The sequence below is a fragment of the Rhizobium ruizarguesonis genome, assembly GCF_017357285.1.
Classification (GTDB): domain Bacteria; phylum Pseudomonadota; class Alphaproteobacteria; order Rhizobiales; family Rhizobiaceae; genus Rhizobium; species Rhizobium ruizarguesonis.
The window spans coordinates 268052-292887 of record NZ_CP071679.1 but is presented as its reverse complement, the minus strand read 5'-3'; the positions used below and the strand labels follow the sequence as shown (position 1 = coordinate 292887).

Here is a 24836-nt window from a genome sequence, read left to right as displayed (position 1 = left end):
CCGGTAGTATGTAGAATGCCACTCTTCGTACACGAGGTCAATGATCGTGTATACAAGAATAGCATTTGTGTATGAGGAAAGCGAAACGAAATGTCCGAGAATGTCGGCCGATGGCTGCGGGATGAGATTGAAAATTCAATTCTTTCCAACGAGTTCTCCCCCGGTGAGCGGCTCGACGAAACGGTGCTTGCGACGCGTTTCGGGGTCTCCCGCACGCCGGTGCGTGAGGCGCTGATGCAACTCGATGCGATCGGCCTCATCGAAATTCGACCGCGCAGAGGCGCAATCGTCATCGATCCGGGGCCGCACCGCGTCTATGAAATGTTCGAGGTTATGGCAGAGCTGGAGGGCTTGGCCGGCTCGCTTGCCGCACGGCGGCTGGACAAGGCCTCCCGAGAAGCGATCACGGCTACCCACGCCCGCTGTGAGCAATCAGCCGCTGCCGGTGACAGCGACGCCTATTATTACGACAATGAGGAGTTCCATAAGGCCATCTACGCAGCCGGCCGAAGCGATTTCCTTCAGGAGCAATGTCTGCAATTGCATCGGCGCCTACGGCCTTATCGCCGCCTCCAACTGCGCGTGCGCAACCGCCTGTCCACGTCCTTCTTGGAACATTGCGCCATCGTCGATGCGATCTTTGCCGGAGATGGAGATGAGGCCCGCCGGCTGCTGCGGGGGCATGTCGGCATTCAGGGCGAGAGGTTCAGCGATCTGGTCGCGAGCATGGCGGCCAGATGAGGCTATCGGCGTGGTGGTTCCAGATCGAATGCAACGGTCATCAGAATGGACATCTCGCTGCCATGCCCGCGAGTTAGTTCTTCATCGCGCCGCCAGCGGCCACGATATCGTCCGGCGTATCGACGTCGAGGCAAGCTGCATCGCCGACATCGACATCGAGCACGGGCAGACCTGACGTCGCAATGACGTCGCGCGCGCCGACGTCGCCCTCAAGTCTCAGCACTGCGTGATTGAGAGAACGTGGCAAGATAACGGGATTGCCGGGCTTGCCGCGTGAGACGGCGCGCACGACGGCCTCGCCGCCCGCGTTGCGAAAGGCGAAAATCAAGGCATTGAGGTGTGCGGTGGAAATGCCGGGCATATCGGCCAGCATGACGAGAATGCCGTCGGCGCCGTCCGCGCGCTTTGATGAGAATCCAGCCATGAGCGAGCTCGCCATGCCGCTGGCGTAATCGGGATTATCGACGAGAGTCAGCGCGAGGCCATCGAGCGCAGCCTCGATCTCGCTCCGACGATGACCCGTGACGACAATAACAGACGTTACATCCGCACCGAGCGCCGTCAATGCTGACCGCCGCACGAGCGGCACGCCGCCGAACTCGGCCAGCAGCTTGTGTTTCTCGCCTGCACCCATCCGGCTTGCCTTGCCGGCAGCGAGAATGACGATCGCGACCGACGCCTTAAGCATAAGCAACCAGTCTTGCCGCAGCGACATCAGCCAGAACCGACAGGGCGAGCGACGTTGCATCCCGCGTCGGGCCGAACATCCCGATGGGCGCCTTGATACGAGCGATGTCGTCCCGTCTGAAAGCCATGGCTCTCAGCCGCTCCACCCGTCGACGATGCGTCCGGGTGCTGCCGAGCGCGCCGATGTAGAACCCGGGCGAGGCAAGGGCGATCTCGAGAATGGCAGCTTCGGCGTCAAGCTCATGATGCAGGAGCACGACGGCCGTGAAGGGATCGATGATGTCGGCAACCGGCCGGACCCCGCCCGGCGCCATGGCAATCACGTCGTAGCCGGAAGCTTCGGCCAGCCGCGCGACGGCCTGCGCTTCGATCGTCTGCCCGGAAAGGACGACGCGGGTGCGGGGACGGTAGACGGTCACGAAATCTTGCTCGAGCCATTGGGCCCGTGGCAGTGGCTCTACCGGTTTGAGCGCCCGCTGCCCCGGCGAATATGCAAGACCGGCTGCCTGCCGCCGTTCGAGACAATCGAGAACATGCCGCAAAGCTCCGACATCCTTCAGGACATGGATTGCGACGGAGATTCCGCCGCCGCAGGGAAGGACGATGTCGAAGAAGGGCGAGCCGTCGCCGAACTTGACCGTGCGGTCGCGCCCTTGCGCCATTGCCAGGAGCGCTTCGGAAGCGACAGCGGCTTCGACACATCCGCCGGAGACATAGCCGCAGAACCGCCCGTCTGCAGCAACCGCCATATGAGCGCCGAGCGCGCGTGCAGCCCCGCCCCGGATGTCGACGAGGGTGGCCAGTGCCGCCGCGCCAAGACCATGGGCGTCTATCGCGAAGCGAAGCAGTTCCACAGGATCGTCGGTGGACGAGGCTCTGACGGGAATTGGCGCCGTGATGGGCGCAAGTGTGTGATGCATGGGAAATCCTACAGGAATTAAAGGCGGTCCGGCTTTCGGACCGCCATTGACGTGATCAGGCCACGTCCGGCAGGCCGCCGATGAGCTTGTCAAGCGTAAGCGGGTAATGCCGAACCCTGACGCCGGTCGCATTGTAAACGGCGTTGGCGATTGCTGCCGCGACGCCGCAAAGGCCGAGCTCACCGACGCCCTTGGCTTTCATCGGCGAGGACATCGGATCGGTCTCGTCCATGAAGATCACCTCCTGGCGCGGAATGTCGGCGTGCACCGCCACTTCGTAGCTGGCGAGGTCGTGGTTGACGAAGAAGCCGCGACGGGTATCGACCGCCAATTCCTCGGATAGCGCGCCGCCGGCCCCCATCGTCATTGCGCCGATGACCTGGCTGCGGGCAGTGATCGGATTGAGGATTCTTCCCGCCGCGCAGACTGCGAGCATCCTGCGAATGCGGCTTTCTCCGGTGGCAATGTCGACGCCAACCTCCACGAAGTGTGCTCCGAACGTCGATTGCTGATGCGTCTCGGTAAGCTCGCCCCACTTGATCGTGTCCTCGCCGACAAGACCATCCGGACCGGCGGCCTCGGCAAGAGGCACCGAACGATTGCCTGAGCGCACCTCTCCATTCTCGAAGACGATGTCTTCGGAGTTGAAGCCGAGCTTCTTGGCGATGGCCTCGCGTAGCTTGACGCAGGCTGCGTAGACGCCAGACGTGGAAGAGTTCGCACCGAACTGTCCGCCGGAACCCGCAGAAACCGGAAAACGCGAGTCGCCGAGTTGGACAGCGACCTTATCGATCGCGACCCCCATCATCTCGGCCGCCGTCTGCGCGATGATCGTGTAGCTGCCGGTTCCAATGTCCGTCATGTCGGTTTCCACCGTTACGACGCCTTCTCGGTCCAGTTTCACCCGTGCGCCGGAGGGAAGGACGAGGTTGTTGCGGAAGGCAACGGCAACACCCATGCCGACCAGCCAGTTGCCGTCCCGCCTGGAACCGGGCTTCCCCCGTTCACTCCAGCCAAACCGCTCTGCACCGAGCTTGAGGCAGCCGATGAGATTGCGCTGGGAAAAAGGCCGCTGCGGCTTCTCCGGATCGATCTGCGTGTCGTTGACGATGCGAAACTGGACAGGATCGATACCAACGTTCTCGGCAATCTCGTCGATGGCAATCTCGAGCGCCATCAGTCCGGGCGCTTCGCCCGGAGCGCGCATTGCATTGCCCTCGGGGAGGTGAAGCGTTGCCAGCCGCATCGCCGTCATCCGGTTCGCCCCGGCATAGAGAAGACGAGTCTGGTTGACTGCTGTCTCTAGGCCTCCGCCAGGAAGGTCTCCGGACCAGCTTTCGTGGGCAATGGCGGTTATCTTGCCGTCACCCTCGGTTCCAATGCGAATCCGCTGGATCGTCGCCGGCCGGTGGGTCGTGTTGTTTATCAGGAGGGGTCGCGGCAAGGCGACCTTGACGGGCCGTTTGACCGCACGCGCGCCGACAACGGCCAGCACGGCGTCGGCCCGCAGAAATAGCTTGCCACCGAAGCCGCCGCCGATGAAGGGCGACATGAGGTGGATCTTCTCCTTGTCGATATCGAGCGTCGTCGCAAGGTCGGAACGCCACCAGTCTATCATCTGACTGGAGGTCCAGACGGTCACCTCGTCCCCGTTCCAGGCTGCGATCGATGCGTGCGGCTCCATCATCGCGTGAGACTGGTCGGGCGTCGTGTAAGTCGCGTCCAGAGTAACGGGAGCCGACGTGAAGGCATCCTCGAAATTGCCGGTCGCAGTGTCGGGCTGCTGCGATTCATCCGGCTTGACGGCCGAATCCTTTGCCTGCCCGAGGTCGAACGCACCCTTTTCTTCGGCATAGTCGACCTTGACCAGAGCGGCTGCGGCGCGCGCCTGCTCGAACGTCTCGGCGACGACGACCGCGATTGCCTGGTGATAGTGCTGAACCTCGTCGCCACCGAAAAGCTTGGCGGTGTTGAACTTGCCCTTCTTCCGCTCGCCGACGTCGAGCGTCGTCACCACGGCAAGCACACCAGGAGCCCTCTTCGCGGCGGAGACGTCCATGGACGTGATGCGGCCCTTGGCGATCGCCGCACCAACGGGATAGCCATAGGCGTAGCGCATGTTCGGATCGTGCCACTCATAGGCGTACATCGCCCGGCCGGTCGTCTTGAGCTGGCCGTCGATGCGGTGGATCGGCCGGCCGACGACCTTCAGATTGTCGATCGGGTTGGTTGTTGCTGGCGTATCGAACTGCATGGCTCAACCCCTTGCTTCGGCAATGACCGCGCCGAGCGTGCGCTCGACCAGGTCGACCTTGAAACGGTTCTGTTCGGTCGGATGGGCGTCGGCAAGAAGCACGCTCGCCGCCGCCCGCGCGCCCTTCGGCAGCTCGGCTTCGGCTGCCTCGATGCGCCACGGCTTATGGGCGATGCCGCCGACGGCGATACGTCCTGTCCCGTCCGGCTGGATCACGGCTCCGACCGAGACGAGTGCGAAGGCATAGGAGGCGCGGTCCCGGACTTTACGATAGATGTGCTTGCCGCCGATCGGGGGCGGCAACAAGACCGCCGTGATGAACTCGCTGCGCTCGAGAACGGTCTCGATATCAGGCGTGGCGCCGGGCAACCGGTGAAGGTCGGCGATCGCAATCGTGCGACGACTGCCGTCGGCCTTGACCGTCTCTACGGCGGCGTCGAGTGCCCGCATCGCGATGGCCATGTCACTCGGATGAGTGGCGATGCAGCTGTCGCTTACCCCGACCACTGCATGCTGGCGACTGAAGCCGCCGATGGCGGAACAGCCGCTACCTGGCTGCCGCTTGTTGCACGGCTGGTTCGGGTCATAGAAATAAGGACAGCGCGTGCGCTGCAGAAGATTGCCGGCCGTCGTCGCCTTGTTGCGCAGTTGCCCGGAGGCGCCCGCGACAAGCGCCCTGGAAAGCAGGCCGTAGTCGCGGCGAACAGTTTCGTGAGCTGCTAGATCGGTGTTGCGGACCAAAGCGCCGATGCGCAGCCCACCCTCCGGCGTGGATTCGATCTTGTCGAGGCCAACGCCGTTGATGTCGATCAGATGCGTTGGTGTTTCGATATCGAGCTTCATCAGGTCGAGGAGATTGGTGCCGCCGGCGATGAACTTGGTTTCGGGATTGGAGGCCGCCGCCTTGGCCGCGGCCTCGACGGACGAGGCACGTTCATAGGTGAAGGCTCTCATGCTTTTATCCCCGCGACTTCCGAAATGGCATCGATAATGTTGGAGTAGGCGCCGCATCGACAGATATTGCCGCTCATGCGTTCGCGGATCTCGGCCGGAGTGACAGCCGCCTGAGCCGTAAGATCGCCGGTGACGTGGCTCGGTATATTCGCCCTGATCTCCTCGAGCACCGCCACGGAGGAACAGATCTGTCCCGGCGTGCAGTAGCCGCACTGGAAGCCGTCATGCTTGACGAAAGCCGTCTGCATCGGATGAAGGTTTCCAGGCTGGCCGAGGCCTTCGATCGTGGTGATTTGATCGCCTTCGTGCATGACCGCCAGCGTCAGGCAGGAGTTGATGCGGTAGCCGTCGACCATCACGGTGCATGCACCGCATTGGCCGTGGTCGCATCCCTTCTTCGTGCCTGTGAGATGAAGGTGCTCGCGCAGCGCGTCGAGCAGCGACGTTCTGTTGTCGACCTCGAGATCGCGGTTCTCGCCGTTAACCGCGAAAGAAACTTTCGATGTATAGGCCATTTCATTTCCTGGGGACTGTGCCGCCGCGGGAGCGACGGCTCCGGTTACCGCAATCGTTGCGGCCGACGAGATAAGCAGATCTCGACGGGAAAGTTCCAGTTGTGTCTGGCTTGGCATGAACTGTTCCACCTTGCTCGTTGGACATGGGCGCGCGTCAACGCCGTCTGCTGAGGTAGTGCAATTCCGCCCTCCGATTAGGCCCTTTCCGTTGCATACGGTTATCGATCTGGCTCATGAATTCCCCGAGCCGCGGTCGTATGATGCTGCGAGCCACATATTCAGTAAAATTGCCTTGGACGCGGAAGCGCCAGCGGAGTAACGCCCGCCGATGCGCGCGAAAAAAAGCAGCGCCATGCGCAAAAAATGATGCTTTTCCGGCTTATCTTTATTCCCTACTCCCTATCGAAGCAGGTGACGAAAAGGGATGACCGCATGCCCACGCCGTTTTACTGGAACGAGCTCAACACATATGATTTTGCCGGCCTCTCCCCCGAGACCACGATTGCCGTTCTGCCCATCGCCTCGACGGAACAGCACGGCCCGCATCTGCCGATCGCAACGGATGTCGCGATCGCGACCGGCATGCTGGCGGAGCTGAAGCGGCAGCGGCCGGAGGATCTGGACATCCTGGTCCTTCCGACACAGGAGATCGGCAAGGCCAACGAACACATCTACGGCCCCGGCACGCTGTCGCTCAGTGCCGAGCTGCTCATCCCCGTCTGGACGGCGATCGGTGCAAAGGTTGCCGAAGCCGGGCTGCGGAAGATGGTGATCGTCAATTCCCACGGCGGCAATGTCGACATCATGAGCATCGTCGCGCGCGAACTGCGCGTGCGCCATCAAATGGCGGTGGTCTCCACGCAATGGGGCCGTTTCGGCCACCCGGAAGGTATGGTCAGCGACCACGAGAGCAAATACGGCATCCACGGCGGCGATGTCGAGACGTCGTTGATGCTGCACTTCCGCCCCGAACTGGTGCGCATGGACAAGGCCCAAAACTTTGCCTCGAAGGCCGAAGGGATGCGGGAGCAATCCAAATTTCTTCAGCCTCTGCCGCCGCATTCGCTGGCCTGGATCGCGCATGACCTCAATCCCTTCGGCGTGGTCGGCAATGCCTCGATCGCCACAGCCGAAAAGGGCGAGGCGATCTGCCGCCATCAGGTCAAGGGATTTGTCGAACTGCTCCAGGATCTCAAGGCCTATCCGCTTTCGAATCTCTATGTGAAATAGGCTCAGCCGCGGGTTTCACATCCGGTGGGATATGACCCTTGGCCTGTAACTCCTGCACCAAGCCGAGCAGTTCGGCGAGCAGATATTCGACGAAAAGGCTGGTGGCCGCGTCGAGGGGCGCGCGGGCGCGGGCAAACAGCTTCATCTGCTGGTAACGCGCATGCGGCTCAGCGATCGGCCGGAAGACGAGTTCACCGCGCCGGCATTCGGTGATGACGTCGAGCGGATTGAGCAGCGTCAGCCCCGTGCCGCATTTGACGAGCTGTTTCAGCATCTCCGATGCATTGGTTTCCAGCACCGGCTCGACCGAGATCGGCAGGCGCGCAAAAGCAAGGTTGATCACCTCGCGCAGGCTGGTGCCCGGCTGCGCCAGAACCAGCTTTTCCTGGGTGACATCGGCAAGGTTGATCGGCCCGGGGCCGATCAGCTGATGCCCTGGCGGCAGCACGACACCGATCGGGATATCGAAATTTCCGAGCGTGCGGATGCCGGGCATGGCGGGGATGTTGAAGCCCAGACCGATATCCACCTCGCCTGATACAACAGGGCTGGCCGTCGTGCCGCCGGTATCGTTACGCAGCTGGACGAAGACGCGCGGATGCTCTGAAAGAAAGCGCGCGATGATTTCGGGCAGCGGCCCGGCGGCAAGCCCAACGGTCGTCACCATGCGCACCTTTCCTGCCTGCTGCATCTTGAGGCTGCGGATGCGCCCCTCCAGGCGCTCGTAATTCTTCAGCACGTCCCGAATATGCTCGATGCAGAGTTCGCCGGCAGCCGTCAGCCGCAGGCCACGCGGCAGCCGCTCGAAAAGCGGCGCCCCGATTTCCTCCTCCAGCGCCAAAACCTGCCTGTTGACCGCCGATGACGCCACGTTGAGGCGCGCGGCCGCCTTGCGGATCGAACCGCAACGGGCGATCTCGTTGATGTAAAGAAGGCGTCTGGAGTGCAACATGATCTCTCCAATGCATAAATTTTGCGCAGGGCGCACAAATTATCTTCAGCTTTCCCAGAGATGCCGAAAAGGCATCAATGCGCACGAATTTTGATGCTTTTCAAAGCGCATGGCAATGGCTCAAATTCCCTCAAAAGGGGGCCGAGCAAGGCTTCCCTCGGCTCAAAAGGGGAACTGCCAACCATGTTGAAAGCACAGACGAAGATGCAATTCCTGGGCTGCCTCGGCCTCGCCTCGATGCTTGCCGCCGCCTCGCCGGCGCTCGCCCTCGACAAGGTGAGCTACGGGACGAACTGGCTTGCCCAGGCGGAACATGGCGGCTTCTACCAAGCCGTCGCCGACGGCACCTATGCTAAATATGGCCTCGACGTCACCATCGTCCAGGGCGGCCCGAATGCTGCAAACAGCGCGCTGCTGATCTCAGGCAAGCTCGATTTCTACATGGGCGGCCCGCAGGGCGAGATATCCGCCGTCGAGCAAGGCATTCCGCTGGTCGATGTCGCCGCGATCTTCCAAAAGGATCCGCAAGTGCTGATCGCCCATCCGGATAACGGCGTCGACAAGTTCGAGGATCTCGCCAAGCTGAAAACGTTGTTCCTCAGCAAGGACGGCTACCTCACCTATTTCGAATGGATGAAGGCCAACTTCAAAGGCTTCAAGGACGAGCAGTACAAGCCCTATAACTTCAGTCCCGCCCCCTTCCTTGCAGACAAGGACTCTGCTCAGCAGGGGTACCTGACCTCCGAACCCTACGAGATCCAGAAGCAGGCAGGCTTCGAGCCGAAGGTCTTCCTGCTCGCCGACAACGGCTATTCGCCCTACTCGACGATGATCACGACGACGCAGACAATGATCGACGGCAAACCCGACGTCGTGCAGCGCTTCGTCGATGCCTCGATCGAAGGCTGGTACAACTACCTCTACGGCGACAACGCCAAGGCGAACGGACTGATCAAGAAGGATAATCCTGAAATGACGGATGGCCAGCTCGCCTACTCCATCGCCAAAATGAAGGAATATGGCATCATCGAATCCGGCGACAGCCTCGACAAGGGCATCGGCTGCATCACTGATGCGCACTACAAGACGTTCTTCAACGAGATGGTGGCGATCAAGGTCTTCAAGCCGGAGACGGATTACACCAAAGCGTTTACGACGAAGTTCGTCTGCAAGAGCACCGGCGTGGCACTGAAGAAGTAGTCCGACCGACGGCTTTCCTGGTCCGCCATTAAGGACGTGGCGGGCCGTATCCTCCCGCATGAACGAGACAGCAATGCTCCCAGCAGACGCCCAGGCGGTATCCCCGAAAGAGACGCGCAAGCGGCCGCTTGTTGTCATGCAGTCGGTCTCGAAGGTCTTTTCCAGCGGCACTGCCGCCCTTTCGAACATGTCGCTGACAGTCGAAAGCGGCGAGTTCGTCAGCCTGCTCGGCCCTTCCGGCTGCGGCAAGTCGACGGCGCTGCGCATCATAGCCGGTCTTGGCGATGTCACCTCGGGAACGATCGACTGGCCGAGTTCGCGCATCAACTCCAGGGGTCTGCCGGAGGGCGATATCGGCTTTGTCTTCCAGGAGCCGACGTTGATGCCCTGGAAGAACGTGTTCGACAATGTCCATCTGCCGCTGAGGTTGAGGCGCGTTTCGAAGGCAGCCGCGCATGATCAGATCATGGAAGTGCTGACCACCGTCGGCCTTCAGGATTTTGCCAAGGCCTATCCGCGCGAGCTTTCCGGCGGCATGAAGATGCGCGTCTCGATCGCCCGTGCGCTGGTGACGAAGCCGAAGCTGCTGCTGATGGACGAGCCTTTCGCCGCGCTCGATGAGATCACCCGCCAGAAGCTCAACGACGACGTGCTGCGGCTGTGGAAGGCGACCGGCATTACGGTGATTTTCGTGACGCATTCGGTCTTCGAGTCCGCCTATCTCTCGAACCGCATCGTCGTGATGAAGGCAAGGCCCGGGCGCGTGCATGCCGACGTCCCGCTGATCACCAGCCTCGAACGCGACGCGCACTACCGCACCTCGGAAGAATACCGCAAGGCCTGCGAAACGGTATCGCGTTCGCTGATCGGGGCGATCAATTCGGCAGGGGATCATTGATGAGTGACGAAACTGGCACATCGCCGCTGCTCGTTAAGGGTACCGCAAGCGCAAGGCGCCGCGATCTTGCGCTGCGCATCGCCATCCCCTTCCTCGTCATCGCCCTGATGATCCTCGTCTGGTACGCCTATGTGAAACTGTCCGGCGTGCCGCCCTATATCCTGCCAGGACCGGCCGCTGTGGCAAACGCCTTCGTGACGGATTGGGGTACGCTTGCCCCTGCCCTCTGGGTCACCACCAAGATCACCTTCATCTCATTGATGCTGGCGCTTGTCGGCGGCGTCGGTTTTGCGATCTTTCTCGTGCAGTCGCGCTGGGTCGAGCTTGCCTTCTATCCCCTTGCCGTCATCCTGCAGGTAACGCCGATCGTCGCCATCTCGCCGCTGATCCTGATCTACGCTCCCTCCACGCAGGTAGCGCTGCTGATCTGCGCCTTCCTCGTCGCCTTTTTCCCGATCCTGTCGAATATGGTCCAGGGCCTGAAGAGCGTCGACCACAATCTGATCAACCTCTTTGAGCTCTACGGCGCCTCGCGCTGGCAGACGCTGCTCTTTCTCAAACTGCCTGCCGCCCAACCCTATTTCATGACCGGTCTTCGCATCGGCGGCGGCCTCGCGCTGATCGCCGCCGTCGTCGCCGAATTTGCCGCGGGCTCTGCCGGTGCCGGCTCCGGTCTTGCCTTCCGCCTGCTGGAAGCGCAGTACCGGATGAACATACCGCGGCTCTTTGCGGCGCTCTTGATGCTCTCCATGCTTGGGGTGGCGATCTTCGGCCTCACCACCTTCATCGCCTGGCTGAGCCTTCATCGCTGGCATGAAAGCAGCATCAAACGGGAAAACTGATGACCTATTCCTTCATATCCCCGCCGAATGCGGCCCGCTTCGTGCTGAGCAATGCGACAGTGCCCGCCGTCACCGTCGAGCAAGTCGACGTGCCGGTCACGGAAGGGCTGGCCACGGTCGATATCGTCATCAGCGACGGCATGATTGCCGCCATCCGGCCGGCCGGCACCGCACCCACCGATTATGCCAGGACCGATCTTAAGGACGGCATGGTCTGGCCGTGCTTTGCTGATATCCATACCCATCTCGACAAAGGCCATATCTGGCCGCGCCAGGCCAATCCCGACGGCAGCTTCATGGGCGCGCTCGATGCCGTCAGGGCCGACCGGGAAGCCAACTGGTCAGCCGCAGACGTCAAACGGCGCATGGAATTCTCGCTCCGCTCCGCCTATGCCCATGGCACCAGCCTGATCCGCACGCACCTGGATTCGCTTGCGCCCCAGCATCGCATCTCCTTCGGGGTTTTTGCCGAAATCCGGGATGCCTGGAAGGACAGGATTGCGCTGCAGGCGGTCGCCCTCTTCCCGCTGGATGCCATGGCAGACAGCGCCTTCTTTACCGATCTCGTCACAACAATCCGACAGAACGGCGGCCTGCTTGGCGGTGTCACCCGGATGGGGCCGGAGCTTGTCTGGCAGCTCGACACACTCTTCGGGACGGCCGCAGAGCAGGGCCTGGATGTCGATCTGCATGTCGACGAGACGGATGATCGCGGCGCGGAAACACTGAAGGCAATCGCCGAGGCCGTGCTGCGCAACGGGTTCGAGGGCAAGGTGACCGCCGGCCATTGCTGCTCGCTCGCCCGCCAGGACGAAGACACCGCCGCGCGGACCGTCGAGTTGGTCGCCAAGGCGGGTATCGCGGTCATTTCACTGCCGATGTGCAACATGTATCTGCAGGATCGCCACCCCGGCCGCACCCCGCGCTGGCGCGGCGTCACGCTGTTCAAGGAACTGGCCGCCGCCGGTGTCGCGACCGCGGTCGCATCCGATAATACCCGCGACCCCTTCTATGCCTATGGCGATCTCGATCCGGTGGAAGTCTTCCGCGAGGCCGTACGGATTCTGCATCTCGATCACCCGCTCGATACTGCCGCCCGTGTCGTCACCACCTCGGCCGCCGCCATCGTCGGACGGCCGGACAAGGGCCGCATCGCCGCCGGCGATCCTGCCGATCTCGTGCTCTTCAGCGCGCGGCGCTGGAGTGAATTCCTGTCCCGTCCGCAGTCTGACCGCGTCGTGCTTCGCCGCGGCAAGGTGATCGACCGCAGCCTGCCGGATTACCGTGAACTCGATAACGTCGTTGGAGCCTGACATGGCCGATTATCAGAAGATCAAAAAGGAACTCGAAGGCATCGCCGTTGAGGATAATCCGGCGTTGGTTCGCCAGAAGAGCCGGGATTTCTACTGGTATTCGCCTGTACTCAAAGCTCAGCTCGACAATGTGACGGCCGATCTCGTCGTCACACCGAAGACCGAGGAAGAGGTCATCCGGACGCTGAAGGTCGCCTATGCCCATGGCGTACCGGTCACGCCGCGCGGCGCCGGCACTGGCAATTACGGCCAGGCCATGCCGCTTTCCGGCGGCATCGTTCTCAATCTTGCCGCCATGGACAAGATCAAGGAGATCCATCCCGGCCGCGTCATCTGCGAACCGGGCATCGTGCTTGCTCAGCTCGACAAGCAGACCAAGGCCCATTCCGGCCAGGAGCTGCGTTTCCACCCCTCCACCGCCCAGACGGCGACGGTCGGCGGCTTCATCGCCGGCGGCTCGGGCGGCGTCGGCTCGATCACCTGGGGCGGCTTGCGCGACCTCGGCAACATCCTGCGCCTGCGCGTCGTTACCATGGAGGCCGAACCGCGCGTCCTCGATCTCACCGGCTGGGATCTCCAGAAGGTGAGCCACGCCTACGGCACCAACGGTATCATCACCGAGATCGAGATGCCGCTTGCACCTGCCTATGACTGGGTCGATGTGCTCGTCGGCTATGACGACTTCATGGAAGCGGTGCGCTTCTCCGACGCACTGGCGAAATGCAACGGCATCCTCGTCAAGGAGATCGCGCCGATCGCCGCTCCCATTCCTTTCGACTATTTCACCCGCCACAAGCCTTACATCCGTCAGGGCCAGTCGATCGTCGTGCTGATGATCGCGCCGCACTCCATGGATGCTTTTCTTGCCTTCACGGCGGCGCAGAAGGGCGAGATCATGTTCCGCTCCGACAAGGTGGAAAGCATGCGCGGCATCCCGCATGCCTACGAGCTTGCCTGGAACCACACGACATTGCGTGCGCTCAAGGTCGATCCGAGCTTCACCTATCTGCAGGTGCAATATCCGGGACCGGATCATGTCGCCAAGGTTCGGAAGATGGTCGAAATCTTTGGTGACGAAGTGCCGGGTCATCTCGAATTCATCAAATTCGACGGCCAGATCCAGTGCTCCGGCCTGCCGCTGGTGCGCTATACCACCGAGGAGCGGCTGGAGGAGATCATCAAGATCCATCAGGACAATGGATGCCCGATCTTCAACCCGCACCGCTATACGCTCGAAGAAGGCGGCATGAAGCGCACCGACGCGGTGCAGCTCGCCTTCAAGCAGGAAACCGATCCGAAGGGCCTGCTCAATCCCGGCAAGATGATCGCGTGGGACAATCCCGATTTCGATTTCAACGCCGGCAAGAACTATCTCTTCCCTGGTCTGGCGGCCCTGATGGAGGCCTCATGAGGGTTCTCGTCCTCCACTCTCACCCGGTCGAGGAAAGTTACGGCAAGGCGCTTTACCGGCAAACCGTCGAGAGCCTGCAGAAGGCCGGGCATACAGTGGATGGCTGCGACCTCTATGAAGAGCAGTTCGATCCGGTGCTCTCGCGCCGCGACCGGCTCGTCTATCACGACTATCCGGAAAATCTGAAGTTGGTGGAATCGCATGTCGAAAGGTTGAAGGCGGCCGAGGGGCTGGTGATCTGCACCCCGATCTGGAACTTCGGCTTTCCGGCGATCCTGAAGGGATATTTCGACCGAGTCTGGCTGCCGGGCGTTTCCTTCGAGCTAGTCAACGGCAAGGTGGAATCGCGGCTGCGTCACATCCGCAAGCTCGCAGCCGTCCTGACTTATGGCGCAACGCCCTTCCGGGCCTTCGCCGCCGGCAACCCGCCAAAGAAAATCGTCAAGCGCGTACTGAGGGCGCAGATCAATCCGGTGAGGCCGGTGACCTTCCTCGCCCATTACGACATGAACAACTGCACGCCGGAGACGCGGGCAAAATTCCTCGCCCGCGTCGGAGGGGCAATGGAGCGATTCTAGAGCAGTTCCAGCAAAAGTGCGCCGCAGTTTTGCCAGGCAAAGCGCGAAGCGCCTTTGCCTGGAATTGCATGAAAACAAAGAGGTAGAGCATCTCCGTGCTTCGAAGAAAAAAGGAAATGCTCTACAAGATTTTCGCGGCCGTCACCTCGACCTCGACGAGGAACTCGGGGCGCGTAAAGCCGCCTATGACGAGCAAGGTGGAAACCGGCTTCGGATCGAGCGTATAGCGATCCCGTACAGCCATATAGGCCGGGAAGTCCTCGCGGCGGGTGACGAAGCCCGAAATGCGGATCACATCGGCAAAACTCATCTCCGCCTCTTCGAGGATCGCCTTGATCGCCTCGAAGCAGAGTTCCGCCTGAGCAGTGACATCGCTCGGAACGGCATCGTCGAGACCGATACCAAGCTGGCCCGACGTGACGAGCAGCGCTGCGCCAGGCGGCACCAGCAGGCCGTGATTGTAATTTCCAAAAGGCCGGCGCACCGAGGCCGGATTGAAGATCTTCCTCATCGATCGCTCTGAAATTTTCCCATAGGTCGGCAGATACCGCGACCCTACAGGATGCGGCAGGATATGAGAATATCGCTGCCGCTCATGATGCCTTGCGAGGAGTAATGCGGGACAACCGCCTTGGAGGGATCGAGCCGATGATCGTCCAGGCGCCAGGTCACTATCTTTCGGTATTTGATCTGACGTTAGCCGCGCGTCATCTTTGCGTCACGCGCCGCGAAGCGACCAAGTGGATTGGCCGGTTGCCTTCGAAGGCCCGTCCGCTGCGCTGCCCGTCCGCCGCGCTTTTGTCGCCGTCCAATTGAAACTGGTTGACCAGATCCCGTAGGCGGCCTGCCTCGGAGGACAATGAGGCAACGGCAGCCGTCGACTGCTCGACCATCGCCGCATTTTGCTGGGTCGCCTGGTCCATCTGATTGACCGCCGTGTTGATCTCAGCAAGTCCCGTCGACTGCTCGCGCGCCGATGTGGCAATCGCATCCATGAGTTGGTTGATCTGTACGACGTACTCACCGATCGACTTCAGCGACGTTCCGGTTTCGAGAACCAGTTTCACGCCATTTTGCACGTCAGTTGACGACTTTTGAATAAAGCCCTTGATCTCCTTGGCCGCTTGAGCGGCGCGCTGGGCAAGCTCGCGGACTTCCTGGGCGACAACGGCAAAACCCTTGCCCGCCTCACCCGCACGGGCAGCCTCAACGCCGGCGTTCAACGCCAAGAGGTTCGTCTGAAAGGCGATTTCATCAATTGCACCAATGATATTTGAAATCTGCTGTGAACTGTCCTCGATGCGTCGCATCGCCCCTTCGGCCTCCGAGACGACAGTTGCCGACCGCTGAGCGCTGATATCGGCTTCTTTGGCGACATTGCGCGCTTCGTCGGTGCGTTTGGTCGCCATCGTCACATTGGACGTGATCTCGTCCAGGGCTGCTGCCGTCTCCTCGAGAGAAGCTGCTTGTTGTTCGGTACGCTTGGAAAGATCCTGCGCGGCAGATGCAATCTCACCGGTACCATTATCGATGCTATGCACCGTCTCGAGCACTGCGCCGATCGTAGCGCCCAATTGCCGGAGCGAGGCGTTGAAGTCTTCGCGCAAGGCTTCATATTCAGCCGCAAATTGTTCTGAAAGCTGGAAGGATATGTCGCCTGCTGCAAGCCGCCGGAGACCTTCGCCCAATGTCGTGGTCGCGAAGCGCAATTGTTCCGCCTCGCGTTCGGTGCGCTGCTGGGCTGCGGCGCGCGCTGCCTCGCTCTCGCTGCGGGATTCAGCGGCTTCCTTCTCGAGCCTGACGACGTTGAGGGCATTCTGACGAAAGATTTCAACCGCACCGGCCATTTCGCCGACTTCATCGGCGCGACCGGCATAGGGAATATCACTGTCAAGATCGCCATCCGACAGGCGCCTCATGGCGGAGGCGATGCTTCGGATTGGGTTGGCGATGCCCGATATCGCAAAGAAGATGCCGGCTATGGCAAGAAGCACGGCCAGCGCTGCGATCGCGGCCGTCAGCAGGAAAGCGGATTGTGCGGTATCACCGCTCGCGGTCACAAAGCCTTCGGCCTGGTTGAGAATGAAAGCGACCAGATCCGCCACCGCCTTGTTCACCAGCTCGGCTTGCGGCTCCATATTTTCCTTGAAGAGGCGGATTGCTTCAGGCGTCTTCCCGTCATTTTCAAACGCGGTCATTTGCTCTGCCAGCGCGCGATATTTGGCGAGTTCCGGCTTGATCTGGTTGATCAGTTCGCGCCCCCGCTCCGTGCGGACGCCTTTTTCGTATTCGCCGACAACCGTGTCCAGCGCAACGCCAGCAGCGTCGATCTCTTGCTGTCCGGCCTTCTTTTGCTCCGCTGTGTCCACGAGAAGGTATTGCCCATAGACGAGTTTCAGACCGAGGAAGTCGTCCTTGATCTCGCGAGCCGTCACAAGCCGCTGCATCCAGAAGGTCCCGATCTGCTCGGTATTGGCACGAAGTGTCGAAATCGTGCTCAGCGAAACATAGGACAGGCCAACCATGAACAGACTGATGATCGACAGCTTTAAGATCAGGGCTTGCTTGATACTCGGGCGTTTCATGCGGGTCTCCTCGAAGCTACTGGGACGACCGGTGTGCCGGCTGATGCAAGATCTCGCACCAGATTCGATAATTTAGTATTAACTAAACAATGATCCCGCTCTATTTTCCGAGATCTTCTGAGTGGGTCCATACTTCCGCGATCAATTAAACGCCATGCGACTTAGAGTTCCTGGAAATCAAAGGAAATAGCAGCCATGGCGAGCGAAAATGCCAGCGCCATCGGGTCTCGATAACAAGACAAGGAATCGGTCGACATTGACCCGGCTTTGGACATTGAGATCGGCACGATCTGGTCATCTTCGCCATGGAGAACCAATCCTGCCGTCTGCGAGATCGGCAAGCACCTGCAGGCTTGCCAATCGGTCCACGGAACACATACTGGGTCCGTGCAGCAATCTGACAACCAACTTGCCGGCATTGAAATCGCGCTCTGGTAGTATTCCAAGGACGAAGGCGACTGGAACCGCTGGATGCAGTCGCTTTCACCGGATGAACGGGGGCGCGCCGCGACCTATCGGTTTGAACGAGACCGGGCCTCTTTCATTGCCGGCCGGTATATCGGCAACTGTTGAGCGTGCAAACCGGGATATCGCCGAGCAAGCTCCCATTGTCTCCAGACAAGCACGGCAAGCTAAGACTTGAGGGAGATGACAGGCTGCAGTTCAGCCTCGCCAACGCCGACGGGCTTGTGGCGGTCGCTGTCGCTTCAGCATGTGATCACCTGGGAATAGACTGCGAACGCGCCGACGTCGAGATCGAGGAGGCGGCGTTGGATAACTATTGCAGTGCAGACGAACGGCGCTGGCTGATGGAATTGCCTGCGCGCGAACGCGCGCGTGCGGCTAAGGCACTCGGCGTCGGGCTGCGCGAGGATCCCCCGCAACGTCACCTTTTCCTGGAAGGATGGCATCCCTGTCATGGTCGGCGGCGACCGCGATCGGCGATGGCATCACCATCTGGTCGAAAGCGGCAGCCAGCACGTCGTCGCGCTGGCTGCTTGCTCTCAATCCGAGTTTCCCGGCATTTCTATCAGCCTATTTCAGGACGACAGCAGGCCGTCCGATACCGCGCACCCGCCACCGCTAGGGATGGGCAGGTTGTCTTGCTCGACTACGACTGGTCTCGACAGAGTGTTTCATGACAGGGGCGACCGTCTCGGCAAGCAGCAGCCCGTATCTGATTTAATGGCGCCCGTCCGGTAGCGGACAGGCTTCGCCGCAGCCGCCCACGCCCGGCAGATTGTAGCGCAGGCAGCAAACCTTCCGACGGGCGAACTCAAGTCCGCACTGCTGGCGCGCAATGCGGATCATGCCGAACATCGGATTGCGCCGGCCGCACGGCCATGCGGGCTCTTCAAGCAGCGCCAGGCCGCCTTCGACGAGGCTGGGCTCGTGACGATGGGCGACTTCCTTGAGGATCCAGGAGAGATATGCCGCAACATTGTTCCAGAGAAGCTTCGGAGCAACCCCTGCATTGGCGGCGATCGCCGCGATGATAGGCTCGGCGTGGCCGCGCATCAGCCGATGAAGCTTAGCAGTTGGATCGGCGGCAACGTCGGGCCTTCCGGACATCACGAATGCTTCCGGCTCACCCGTATGCTCGTTGCAGACGAGCGAAAGCCCGTCGATCTCCAGCGGCAGCCCGATGCGGTGCACGAACATGTGGACGCTGGGCGCGATCGTCAGCATGCTGAAATAATAGAGCGTCCACATGGAGACGATCGCGCGGCGGTCGCTGCCCTTAAATTTTTGCGCATATCGGCCAATGATCTCGTCGAAGATCGCCCGGTCGCAAAGATGCCTGCAGGGAATGACAATGCCAGTCTGCGGCGGGGAACTGAGCAGCTTGCCGCGGCAATAGGAGAATGGGCCGTCGCCCACCAGGCCGTCGAGGTCGACGGCCTGGTGGGCGACGGGATGATCAGCGATCAACGTCGCGGGCTGGAGCGCTCCGCTCGTCTCCGCCGCCATGCCTTACCACCGATACTTCAGGGTCGCCGTCATGTTGCGGCCCTTCGTTAAAAATAGGCTATCTCTATAAATTCGCGATACATTATCAGAAACATTCAAAAAAACGCGTGCCATTGCTTGGTCCCTACGCCACGGGCGCGGGCGGAACCTATGCAGCGAAATTAGCCTTGTCAACTTAAGATGACTATTTTAGTCCTCTTTTAATCGACAAAAATCCACGCCTTCGACACTCCCGAACAGGTTGCACGTAGATTGGGGCGTAACGTCCCGTGCGGTTAAATTGCCAACGGAGGCGTTCTGTCGTGCGAGCGCCCAACTGCGGACCGCGACGAGTGTCAACCTGCCGGTCTTGATGGGGATCGGGCTGACGATCCCGCGTTGTTGCAGATGCAGTCTGTAGTTGATTTACGGGATCGCTCGGCAATCATCTGACGCTTTGGCGCTGCTATGTTGGTGCGTACCAAGGGTTGATAACCTTAAGCCCTGCGGCTTCGAAGGGACTAGAGTCGCGGGTAGCGACAATAAATCCGTTCGCCGCGGCAGTTGCGGCAATATAGGCATCTGCTTTACCGATTGCCCGACCTGCTGCGCGTGCTCGCGCCATTAATTCCGAATAGCTCTGTGATGCAGCCATGTCGAAGGATAGAACGCGTCCTGAAAATAGAGGCAGAACTTCCTGTTCTAGTCGATCGTCGAGGACGGTCTTTCGCCTTCCGCTAGGCATCGCGGCAATGCCGAACCGTAACTCAGCCACTGTAATCGCTGAAACGAACAGCGTTTCCACTGCTTGGGCATCGATCCACGCCAGCACCTGATTATCGGGTGTGGGTTTCCATGGCTCCGAGATGACGTTGGTATCGATCAGGATCATTCGAAACTCATAGGTTCCGCAGGCGTTTTGTCTCGGACGAGCTGCAGATTATCCACGTCGTCGTTCGAAAGCCCTGCCTCGCGTCCGATTGATGCTAGCAACGAGCCCAACATCACGCGTTCAGCTGGCCGTACCGCTGTTTCTAGGATGTCACGGATTTCTGCTTCGGTACTGCGGCCGTGATGAGCTGCCCTCACTCTCAACGCACGATGTGTCTCGTCAGACAAATTGCGTATTGTAACTGCCGCCATCGATTGCACTCCCTTAACGCTGATGGTCATGCTATCAATATATGGAAATTGATATCACCTAGCAACTCTTCGAATTGGTTTGGAATGACGCTTTTTGAACTGCAACAAATTGCAACCGTCTTCCAACTGCCACTCCCATTAGAGCCGCCGGCCAATTACGGGATCAGACCCGTGGTCCGATATGCCCGGATAGTCCGGTCGTAGATGCCGATATCCTGGCAGCCGCGCGCAACCAATTGGCCCCCCTCGATGGCAGCGAAGATCGCCATGGCGTGCTCCCGCAGGTCCTGCTCGCTTGCCGAAGGCTTTGCCCTTGAGAGCACCTTAGTCAGCCAGCCGACATTCATCGCGGCGAATTTGTCCACCTCGGTTCTGACCTCCGCAGGAAGGTCGTCAAGTTCCGCGCTCATAATGCCGCACAGGCACATGCGATTATCGTTGGCCAGGGCAGCGCGAAAGATCGCCGCGTATCTGTCCATACACCAACTCGCATCGTTGGAAGTGGCCAGCAGCTCCGCCAGGTAGGCTGCGCCCTCCTCCGTATAACGACGCGCCAGCGCGGCGCCGAGATCGCCCTTGGTCGGAAAATGATAGTGCACGCTGGCGCTTTTGATCCCGACCTCTTTCGCGAGTTCACGAAAGCTCAGCGCATTGTAGCCATGCGACTGCACCGTCGCTTTTGCGGCGGTCATGACCGCCTCGCGCATATCCGTTTTGGTTTTTGCCATCATCAGTCCATACCTATCACTCGATAGATAGTTGTTGACGACCGAAAAGGGAAGAGATATCTCTGGATCGTAATCTATCTATCGATAGACAGATAAAGGAGTCTCTCATGAAAATCTTCGATCGCCCTGGCTTTCCAAATCCGGCCCGTATCCGCATCGTGCTCGCCGAGAAGGGGTTCGAACCGCAGGTCGAGTTCGTCTCCGTCGACCTCATCGGCGCCGAACATAAGCAGCCGGCCTTCCTCGAAAAGAACCCGTCTGGCGTCCTGCCGGTTCTCCAGCTCGACGATGGCACCTACATCAGTGAGGCGACCGCCATCACTGAATATCTCGACAATCTCGACGGCGATCCACGGCTCACCGGCAAGACGCCGAAGGAAAAGGCCGTCATCCACATGATGCAGAAGCGGGCCGAGACCGAGCTGCTCGATGCGGTCGGCGACTACTTCCATCATGCGACGCGCGGCCTCGGCGCCGAGCTGCAAGTGTTCAAGAGCCCGGAATGGGCCGGCCGACAGGACTGGGGCAACCGCCAGCGCGATAAGGCGCTAGCCGGAATGAGGTATTTCGACTCGGTGCTGCAGGACCGTTCGTTCGTCGCCGGCGATACATTCTCGATGGCCGACATCACGGTGTTTGCCGGGCTGATGTTCGCGGACGCCGCCGGCATTGCCATCCCTGAAGATCATTCCGCGCTGAAGTCCTGGCGCGCAAAAGTCTCCGAACTGCCGAGCGTCAAGAATCGCAGCGGCCAGATGTTCGTCGCGGAGGATCTGCGCAGGCTCGGCTTCTAATCCCTCGCACGAAAAGCGATGCGAACACCGCACCGACGCCCAACCACAGTCGCCAATCGCGCCGCCCATGCGGCACAATTCTCACGGAGTTTCCTCATGTCTACGGTTTCAACACCCGACAGCGCTTCCCGGCGCAACCTGCTGAAAGGGGTCGCCGGCGTCGGACTGGCGGCGGCCGGTGCCAGCGCGAACTCGGCGGCAGCAAAAACGCCCGCGTCAGTCCATACCGGGAAGCCCACAGGCGACCGCCTGGTCACGAAAGACGGCACCAGCCTCTACTTCAAGGACTGGGGCACCGGTCCCGCCGTGGTGTTCAGCCATGGCTATCCGCTCTCGTCCGACGCCTGGGAAGACCAGATGTTCTTCCTATTGCAGAACGGCTATCGCGTCATCGCCCACGACCGTCGGGGCTTTGGCCGGTCGAGCCAGCCGTCCGGCGGTTACGACTACGACACCTTCGCCGACGATCTGGCGCAACTGGTCGAGGCACTCGATCTGCGCGAGGCAACCTTCGTCGGCCATTCGATGGGCGGTGGCGAGGTCGCACGCTATGTCGCGCGTCACGGCCAAAGCCGGGTCGCCAAGGTCGCCTTCGTCTCCTCGGTGACACCCTTCCTGCTGAAGACTGCGACCAATCCGAACGGTGCTCCCAAGGAGCTGTTCGATACGTTCCGCGCCGCCGTGCAGGCAAACCGGTCACAGTGGAATCTCGACGTCACCATGCCGTACTACAGCTTCAATCGTCCGGGGGCGCATGTCTCGGAAGGCCTGCGGGAGAGCTACTGGCGGCAGGGACAGGCAACCGGCTTGCCTGCCGCCTACCATGCGCTCGGGGCGTTTTCGGAAACCGATTTCCGCGATGACCTCAGGAAGATCACCGTTCCCGCGCTGGTGGTCCACGGCAGCGACGACCAGATCGTGCCGCTGGAAATCTCCGCGAAGTTGACCGCGGGGCTCGTTCCACATGCCAAGCTCATTGTCTACGAGGGCGGCTCGCATGGGCTGCTGCACGTCGACAAGGACCGCTTGAACGCCGACCTGCTGGCGTTCCTTCGCGGCTGATGGCGTGCAAAGGCCAGGGGCGGGCGGTAGCCCGGCCCCGGCCTTTGCGTACGATCGAATGCGGGTCTGGCAATCAGGACGCCGCGATCTCGTTTACCGACGCGTCGTAAAAGAGATTGTCACCAAACTCCTCCCCGACGATGTCGCGCAGTTCTGCCGACAGCGACACCGCGGCGTCCAAAGGCGCAAACGTCATCGCCACCCGCTGCACGAGCCCGGTCTCGTCGCGCTCGATGACCCCCACCGCTTCCAGATCGAGGCCGGTGCGAAGTGTTGCCTGATATTGCAGGAAATGGCGCTGATCGATCGCACCGTAGAAGGTGGGCTGCTGCGAGGCGTAGAGCGTGCCGACGTCCTCGACCAGGCGCTTGATATTGTCACGGCCCGAAACCGGACGGCGCAGGACGTCCCTCTCAGTTCGGCGTCATCGGCAAGATCATCGAGGAATGGGAGTTTTTCTCCGTTGCTGCCCGTCATGTCGTTCTCCGGAACGCGTGATTTCTGGGGTGGCGGGTGAGCGCCATCCAAACTCAACACCGACCTTGTGGAACATAGTGTGTAATTGCACTTCAAGCAATGAGCCTTGGAATCGGGATGTGGCGGGCCTGCTACTTTGTCTGTCGAACGCCGAGGCTCGGACTTGACACTGTGCAATTGCACATTTAGATGTACCCCATGCCGACACCCACTGGTCCCCATCTCTGTTACGCCCTCGCCGCCCGCCAGAACGCGCGGCATCTGAGCCGTCTTTACGACAATCATCTGGCGCCTGCCGGACTGTCGGTCTCGCAGTTCTCGATTCTGTCACTGCTGGAAGCCTACCAGAGCCTCAAGATCACCAGTCTGGCCGAAATGCTGAGCATGGAGCGCACGACTCTGGTCCGCGCGCTGAAGCCGCTGCAGGCAGCCGGATGGGTTGTCGCCGGCAGAACCAGCGGCCGCGCCTTCGATGTCACCCTCTCCCCTTCCGGCGTCGCGAAGGTATCGGAGGCAGTCCCCCTTTGGGAAAACGCCCAGGCCGCGTTTGAGCGGGAGGTTGGACAGGACCGCGCCGTGCGCATGCGCGATGAAATTCTGGAGCTGAACCTCGGCGGGTAGCTCCCCTTTTTTTATCGAAAAGTGTGTAATTACACATTTTATGCTGCAGCCAAACACAAGGAGATGAAAATGACCGACACGTTCCTCGTTACCGGCGCCACCGGTGAGACCGGCCGCTACACCGTCCAGCGCCTGCTCGAGAAGGGCCACGCCGTCCGCGCGATGGTCCACAGGCAAGACGAGCGCGCCGACGCGCTTCGCAGCGAAGGCGCGGAGGTCGTGGTCGGCGATCTCTTCGAACATGACGACGTGATCCGCGCCGCCGCAGGCGCCACCTCCGCCTATTTCTGCTATCCCGTCCGTCCGGGCATCATCCAGACGACCGCATACTTCGCCGATGCAGCCAAACGCGCCGGGCTTAAAGCCGTGATCAACATGTCGCAGATCTCGGCGCGCGAGGACTCCAAGAGCCATGCGGCGCGCGATCACTGGATCGCCGAGCGGATCTTCGACTGGTCGGGCGTCCCCACCATCCACCTGCGACCGACCTTCTTCTCGCAATGGCTGCTTTACCCGTTTGCGCGCAAGACGATCGTCGAGCAGAGCATCATCGATCTGCCATACGGCGCTGGCCGTCATGCGCCGATCGCCGCCGAGGATCAAGCCCGCCTGATCGCCACGCTTCTGGCGGAACCGGCCGCCCATATCGGCAAGACCTACAGGCTTCATGGGCCGACCGAGCTTGACCAGCCGGGCATCGCCGCAGCCATCAGCGAGGTGCTCGGCCGCAAGATCAGCTACCAGCCGCTGACCATCCCCGCCTATCGCGATCGGCTGGAAAAGTTCGGCCTGCCGGAATTTTTGATCCAGCATTTCTGCGCGATCGCCCTCGACTATCAGAACGGCATCTTCTCGGGCGCAGACAAGATCATCGCCGAAGTGACGGGCGTGCCACCGATGACCGTTCAGGACTTCGTCACGTCGCACCGGGCCGCCTTCAATACGCTGAACGCGGCGGCGTGAGCCGCTCCGGCATCGAGG

General features: G+C 60.9%; 25 protein-coding genes and 1 pseudogene. 13 read left to right on the top strand and 13 right to left on the bottom strand.

Annotated features, from left to right (window positions below; all coding sequences use genetic code 11):
- Positions 1–90: 90 nt before the first annotated feature.
- Entirely contained in the window at positions 91–741 is a 651-nt protein-coding gene (locus J3P73_RS25910) for a GntR family transcriptional regulator (protein WP_130673700.1), read from the top strand.
- A gap of 73 nt (positions 742–814) precedes the next feature.
- On the opposite strand, the gene J3P73_RS25905 is transcribed toward J3P73_RS25910, so the two are convergent.
- Genes J3P73_RS25905 through paoA form a run of 5 tightly spaced genes read right to left on the bottom strand, consistent with a single transcriptional unit; the run spans position 815 to position 6200 of the window.
- Positions 815–1429: a nucleotidyltransferase family protein gene (locus tag J3P73_RS25905; protein WP_130673699.1), complete on the bottom strand. Its 615-nt coding sequence runs from the start codon at positions 1427–1429 to the stop codon at positions 815–817.
- Entirely contained in the window at positions 1422–2348 is a 927-nt protein-coding gene (locus J3P73_RS25900; RefSeq protein WP_130673698.1) for an XdhC family protein, read from the bottom strand. Before J3P73_RS25900 ends, J3P73_RS25905 begins: the two co-directional genes overlap by 8 nt.
- 55 nt (positions 2349–2403) lie before the next feature.
- The gene (paoC, locus tag J3P73_RS25895) at positions 2404–4602 is read right to left on the bottom strand and encodes an aldehyde oxidoreductase molybdenum-binding subunit PaoC (protein ID WP_130673697.1); all 2199 of its coding nucleotides are present in this window, start codon (positions 4600–4602) and stop codon (positions 2404–2406) included.
- A gap of 3 nt (positions 4603–4605) precedes the next feature.
- Positions 4606–5556 carry an FAD binding domain-containing protein gene (locus tag J3P73_RS25890; protein ID WP_130673696.1) on the bottom strand — a complete coding sequence of 317 codons (951 nt, stop codon included), beginning with the start codon at positions 5554–5556 and terminating at the stop codon, positions 4606–4608.
- Positions 5553–6200, bottom strand: coding sequence for an aldehyde dehydrogenase iron-sulfur subunit PaoA (paoA, locus tag J3P73_RS25885; RefSeq protein ID WP_130673695.1), 648 nt, complete (start codon positions 6198–6200; stop codon positions 5553–5555). The genes J3P73_RS25890 and paoA overlap by 4 nt, the downstream gene beginning before the upstream one ends.
- A 234-nt stretch (positions 6201–6434) precedes the next feature.
- On the opposite strand from paoA, the gene J3P73_RS25880 reads away from it, so the two are divergent.
- Positions 6435–7301: a creatininase family protein gene (locus J3P73_RS25880; protein ID WP_174826992.1), complete on the top strand. Its 867-nt coding sequence runs from the start codon at positions 6435–6437 to the stop codon at positions 7299–7301.
- Here the strand turns inward: J3P73_RS25880 and J3P73_RS25875 are convergent.
- Positions 7264–8253, bottom strand: a complete 990-nt coding sequence (locus J3P73_RS25875) for a LysR family transcriptional regulator (protein ID WP_130687372.1) — start codon at positions 8251–8253, stop codon at positions 7264–7266. The two genes, J3P73_RS25880 and J3P73_RS25875, sit on opposite strands and share 38 nt — an antisense overlap.
- A 183-nt stretch (positions 8254–8436) precedes the next feature.
- Here J3P73_RS25875 and J3P73_RS25870 point away from each other — a divergent pair, with 183 nt between their 5' ends.
- The 6 genes from J3P73_RS25870 (at position 8437) to J3P73_RS25845 (ending at position 14495) form a co-directional block, all read left to right on the top strand.
- Positions 8437–9453, top strand: coding sequence for an ABC transporter substrate-binding protein (locus J3P73_RS25870; RefSeq protein ID WP_027688076.1), 1017 nt, complete (start codon positions 8437–8439; stop codon positions 9451–9453).
- 73 nt (positions 9454–9526) lie between these two features.
- A complete protein-coding gene (locus tag J3P73_RS25865) occupies positions 9527–10351 on the top strand; it encodes an ABC transporter ATP-binding protein (RefSeq protein ID WP_027688077.1) in 825 nt (274 codons plus the stop codon).
- Entirely contained in the window at positions 10351–11193 is an 843-nt protein-coding gene (locus J3P73_RS25860) for an ABC transporter permease (RefSeq protein WP_042940894.1), read from the top strand. Before J3P73_RS25865 ends, J3P73_RS25860 begins: the two co-directional genes overlap by 1 nt.
- Entirely contained in the window at positions 11193–12506 is a 1314-nt protein-coding gene (locus J3P73_RS25855) for a cytosine deaminase (protein WP_027688079.1), read from the top strand. The genes J3P73_RS25860 and J3P73_RS25855 overlap by 1 nt, the downstream gene beginning before the upstream one ends.
- A 1-nt stretch (position 12507) precedes the next feature.
- Complete coding sequence (locus tag J3P73_RS25850; RefSeq protein ID WP_027688080.1) at positions 12508–13917, top strand: FAD-binding oxidoreductase; 1410 nt, start codon at positions 12508–12510, stop codon at positions 13915–13917.
- On the top strand, positions 13914–14495 hold the full coding sequence (locus J3P73_RS25845) for an NAD(P)H-dependent oxidoreductase (protein WP_018480374.1): 582 nt from the start codon (positions 13914–13916) through the stop codon (positions 14493–14495). Before J3P73_RS25850 ends, J3P73_RS25845 begins: the two co-directional genes overlap by 4 nt.
- 121 nt (positions 14496–14616) lie before the next feature.
- Here the strand turns inward: J3P73_RS25845 and J3P73_RS25840 are convergent, their stop codons facing one another.
- Both J3P73_RS25840 and J3P73_RS25835 read right to left on the bottom strand, forming a co-directional pair.
- Positions 14617–15006, bottom strand: a complete 390-nt coding sequence (locus J3P73_RS25840; protein ID WP_027688081.1) for a RidA family protein — start codon at positions 15004–15006, stop codon at positions 14617–14619.
- A gap of 196 nt (positions 15007–15202) precedes the next feature.
- Positions 15203–17080 (bottom strand): HAMP domain-containing methyl-accepting chemotaxis protein, encoded by a 1878-nt coding sequence (locus J3P73_RS25835; RefSeq protein WP_024321535.1) that lies wholly within the window; start codon positions 17078–17080, stop codon positions 15203–15205.
- 387 nt (positions 17081–17467) lie between these two features.
- Between J3P73_RS25835 and J3P73_RS37690 the strand changes: the two are divergent.
- Positions 17468–18145, top strand: a pseudogene (locus J3P73_RS37690) (4'-phosphopantetheinyl transferase family protein); the annotation flags it as partial.
- Positions 18146–18262: 117 nt separating this feature from the next.
- Here J3P73_RS37690 and fhuF read toward each other — a convergent pair.
- From fhuF to J3P73_RS25810, 4 genes are all read right to left on the bottom strand, one after another.
- A complete protein-coding gene (fhuF, locus tag J3P73_RS25825; RefSeq protein WP_130687373.1) occupies positions 18263–19051 on the bottom strand; it encodes a siderophore-iron reductase FhuF in 789 nt (262 codons plus the stop codon).
- Positions 19052–19496: 445 nt separating this feature from the next.
- On the bottom strand, positions 19497–19922 hold the full coding sequence (locus tag J3P73_RS25820; protein WP_027688084.1) for a type II toxin-antitoxin system VapC family toxin: 426 nt from the start codon (positions 19920–19922) through the stop codon (positions 19497–19499).
- Complete coding sequence (locus tag J3P73_RS25815) at positions 19919–20173, bottom strand: FitA-like ribbon-helix-helix domain-containing protein (RefSeq protein WP_075224380.1); 255 nt, start codon at positions 20171–20173, stop codon at positions 19919–19921. Before J3P73_RS25815 ends, J3P73_RS25820 begins: the two co-directional genes overlap by 4 nt.
- Before the next feature lie 155 nt (positions 20174–20328).
- A complete protein-coding gene (locus J3P73_RS25810) occupies positions 20329–20904 on the bottom strand; it encodes a TetR/AcrR family transcriptional regulator (RefSeq protein WP_018480381.1) in 576 nt (191 codons plus the stop codon).
- Between the two features lie 104 nt (positions 20905–21008).
- Here J3P73_RS25810 and J3P73_RS25805 point away from each other — a divergent pair, with 104 nt between their 5' ends.
- Together J3P73_RS25805 and J3P73_RS25800 are read left to right on the top strand one after the other, a co-directional pair.
- Positions 21009–21695 (top strand): glutathione S-transferase family protein, encoded by a 687-nt coding sequence (locus J3P73_RS25805; protein ID WP_027688085.1) that lies wholly within the window; start codon positions 21009–21011, stop codon positions 21693–21695.
- Positions 21696–21791: 96 nt separating this feature from the next.
- Complete coding sequence (locus J3P73_RS25800) at positions 21792–22757, top strand: alpha/beta fold hydrolase (protein ID WP_027688086.1); 966 nt, start codon at positions 21792–21794, stop codon at positions 22755–22757.
- Positions 22758–22830: 73 nt separating this feature from the next.
- On the opposite strand, the gene J3P73_RS38290 is transcribed toward J3P73_RS25800, so the two are convergent.
- The gene (locus tag J3P73_RS38290; protein ID WP_231286869.1) at positions 22831–23001 is read right to left on the bottom strand and encodes a hypothetical protein; all 171 of its coding nucleotides are present in this window, start codon (positions 22999–23001) and stop codon (positions 22831–22833) included.
- A 431-nt stretch (positions 23002–23432) separates the two neighbouring features.
- Here J3P73_RS38290 and J3P73_RS25790 point away from each other — a divergent pair, with 431 nt between their 5' ends.
- Both J3P73_RS25790 and J3P73_RS25785 read left to right on the top strand, forming a co-directional pair.
- Positions 23433–23855, top strand: coding sequence for a MarR family winged helix-turn-helix transcriptional regulator (locus J3P73_RS25790; protein WP_024321542.1), 423 nt, complete (start codon positions 23433–23435; stop codon positions 23853–23855).
- 69 nt (positions 23856–23924) lie between these two features.
- Positions 23925–24818: an NmrA family NAD(P)-binding protein gene (locus J3P73_RS25785; protein ID WP_027688088.1), complete on the top strand. Its 894-nt coding sequence runs from the start codon at positions 23925–23927 to the stop codon at positions 24816–24818.
- Positions 24819–24836: the final 18 nt, after the last annotated feature.

Coding starts and splice junctions, on each gene's coding strand:
- J3P73_RS25810 (WP_018480381.1), bottom strand. CDS start 20,904: ATGATGGCAAAAACCAAAACGGATATGCGCGAGGCGGTCATGACCGCC.
- J3P73_RS25855 (WP_027688079.1), top strand. CDS start 11,193: ATGACCTATTCCTTCATATCCCCGCCGAATGCGGCCCGCTTCGTGCTG.
- J3P73_RS25865 (WP_027688077.1), top strand. CDS start 9,527: ATGCTCCCAGCAGACGCCCAGGCGGTATCCCCGAAAGAGACGCGCAAG.
- J3P73_RS25910 (WP_130673700.1), top strand. CDS start 91: ATGTCCGAGAATGTCGGCCGATGGCTGCGGGATGAGATTGAAAATTCA.
- J3P73_RS25905 (WP_130673699.1), bottom strand. CDS start 1,429: ATGCTTAAGGCGTCGGTCGCGATCGTCATTCTCGCTGCCGGCAAGGCA.
- J3P73_RS25840 (WP_027688081.1), bottom strand. CDS start 15,006: ATGAGGAAGATCTTCAATCCGGCCTCGGTGCGCCGGCCTTTTGGAAAT.
- J3P73_RS25845 (WP_018480374.1), top strand. CDS start 13,914: ATGAGGGTTCTCGTCCTCCACTCTCACCCGGTCGAGGAAAGTTACGGC.
- J3P73_RS25850 (WP_027688080.1), top strand. CDS start 12,508: ATGGCCGATTATCAGAAGATCAAAAAGGAACTCGAAGGCATCGCCGTT.
- J3P73_RS25875 (WP_130687372.1), bottom strand. CDS start 8,253: ATGTTGCACTCCAGACGCCTTCTTTACATCAACGAGATCGCCCGTTGC.
- J3P73_RS25880 (WP_174826992.1), top strand. CDS start 6,435: ATGATGCTTTTCCGGCTTATCTTTATTCCCTACTCCCTATCGAAGCAG.
- J3P73_RS25890 (WP_130673696.1), bottom strand. CDS start 5,556: ATGAGAGCCTTCACCTATGAACGTGCCTCGTCCGTCGAGGCCGCGGCC.
- J3P73_RS25805 (WP_027688085.1), top strand. CDS start 21,009: ATGAAAATCTTCGATCGCCCTGGCTTTCCAAATCCGGCCCGTATCCGC.
- J3P73_RS25860 (WP_042940894.1), top strand. CDS start 10,351: ATGAGTGACGAAACTGGCACATCGCCGCTGCTCGTTAAGGGTACCGCA.
- J3P73_RS25820 (WP_027688084.1), bottom strand. CDS start 19,922: ATGATCCTGATCGATACCAACGTCATCTCGGAGCCATGGAAACCCACA.
- J3P73_RS25800 (WP_027688086.1), top strand. CDS start 21,792: ATGTCTACGGTTTCAACACCCGACAGCGCTTCCCGGCGCAACCTGCTG.
- J3P73_RS25835 (WP_024321535.1), bottom strand. CDS start 17,080: ATGAAACGCCCGAGTATCAAGCAAGCCCTGATCTTAAAGCTGTCGATC.
- J3P73_RS25815 (WP_075224380.1), bottom strand. CDS start 20,173: ATGGCGGCAGTTACAATACGCAATTTGTCTGACGAGACACATCGTGCG.
- J3P73_RS25785 (WP_027688088.1), top strand. CDS start 23,925: ATGACCGACACGTTCCTCGTTACCGGCGCCACCGGTGAGACCGGCCGC.
- fhuF (WP_130687373.1), bottom strand. CDS start 19,051: ATGGCGGCGGAGACGAGCGGAGCGCTCCAGCCCGCGACGTTGATCGCT.
- J3P73_RS25790 (WP_024321542.1), top strand. CDS start 23,433: ATGCCGACACCCACTGGTCCCCATCTCTGTTACGCCCTCGCCGCCCGC.
- paoC (WP_130673697.1), bottom strand. CDS start 4,602: ATGCAGTTCGATACGCCAGCAACAACCAACCCGATCGACAATCTGAAG.
- J3P73_RS25870 (WP_027688076.1), top strand. CDS start 8,437: ATGTTGAAAGCACAGACGAAGATGCAATTCCTGGGCTGCCTCGGCCTC.
- J3P73_RS25900 (WP_130673698.1), bottom strand. CDS start 2,348: ATGCATCACACACTTGCGCCCATCACGGCGCCAATTCCCGTCAGAGCC.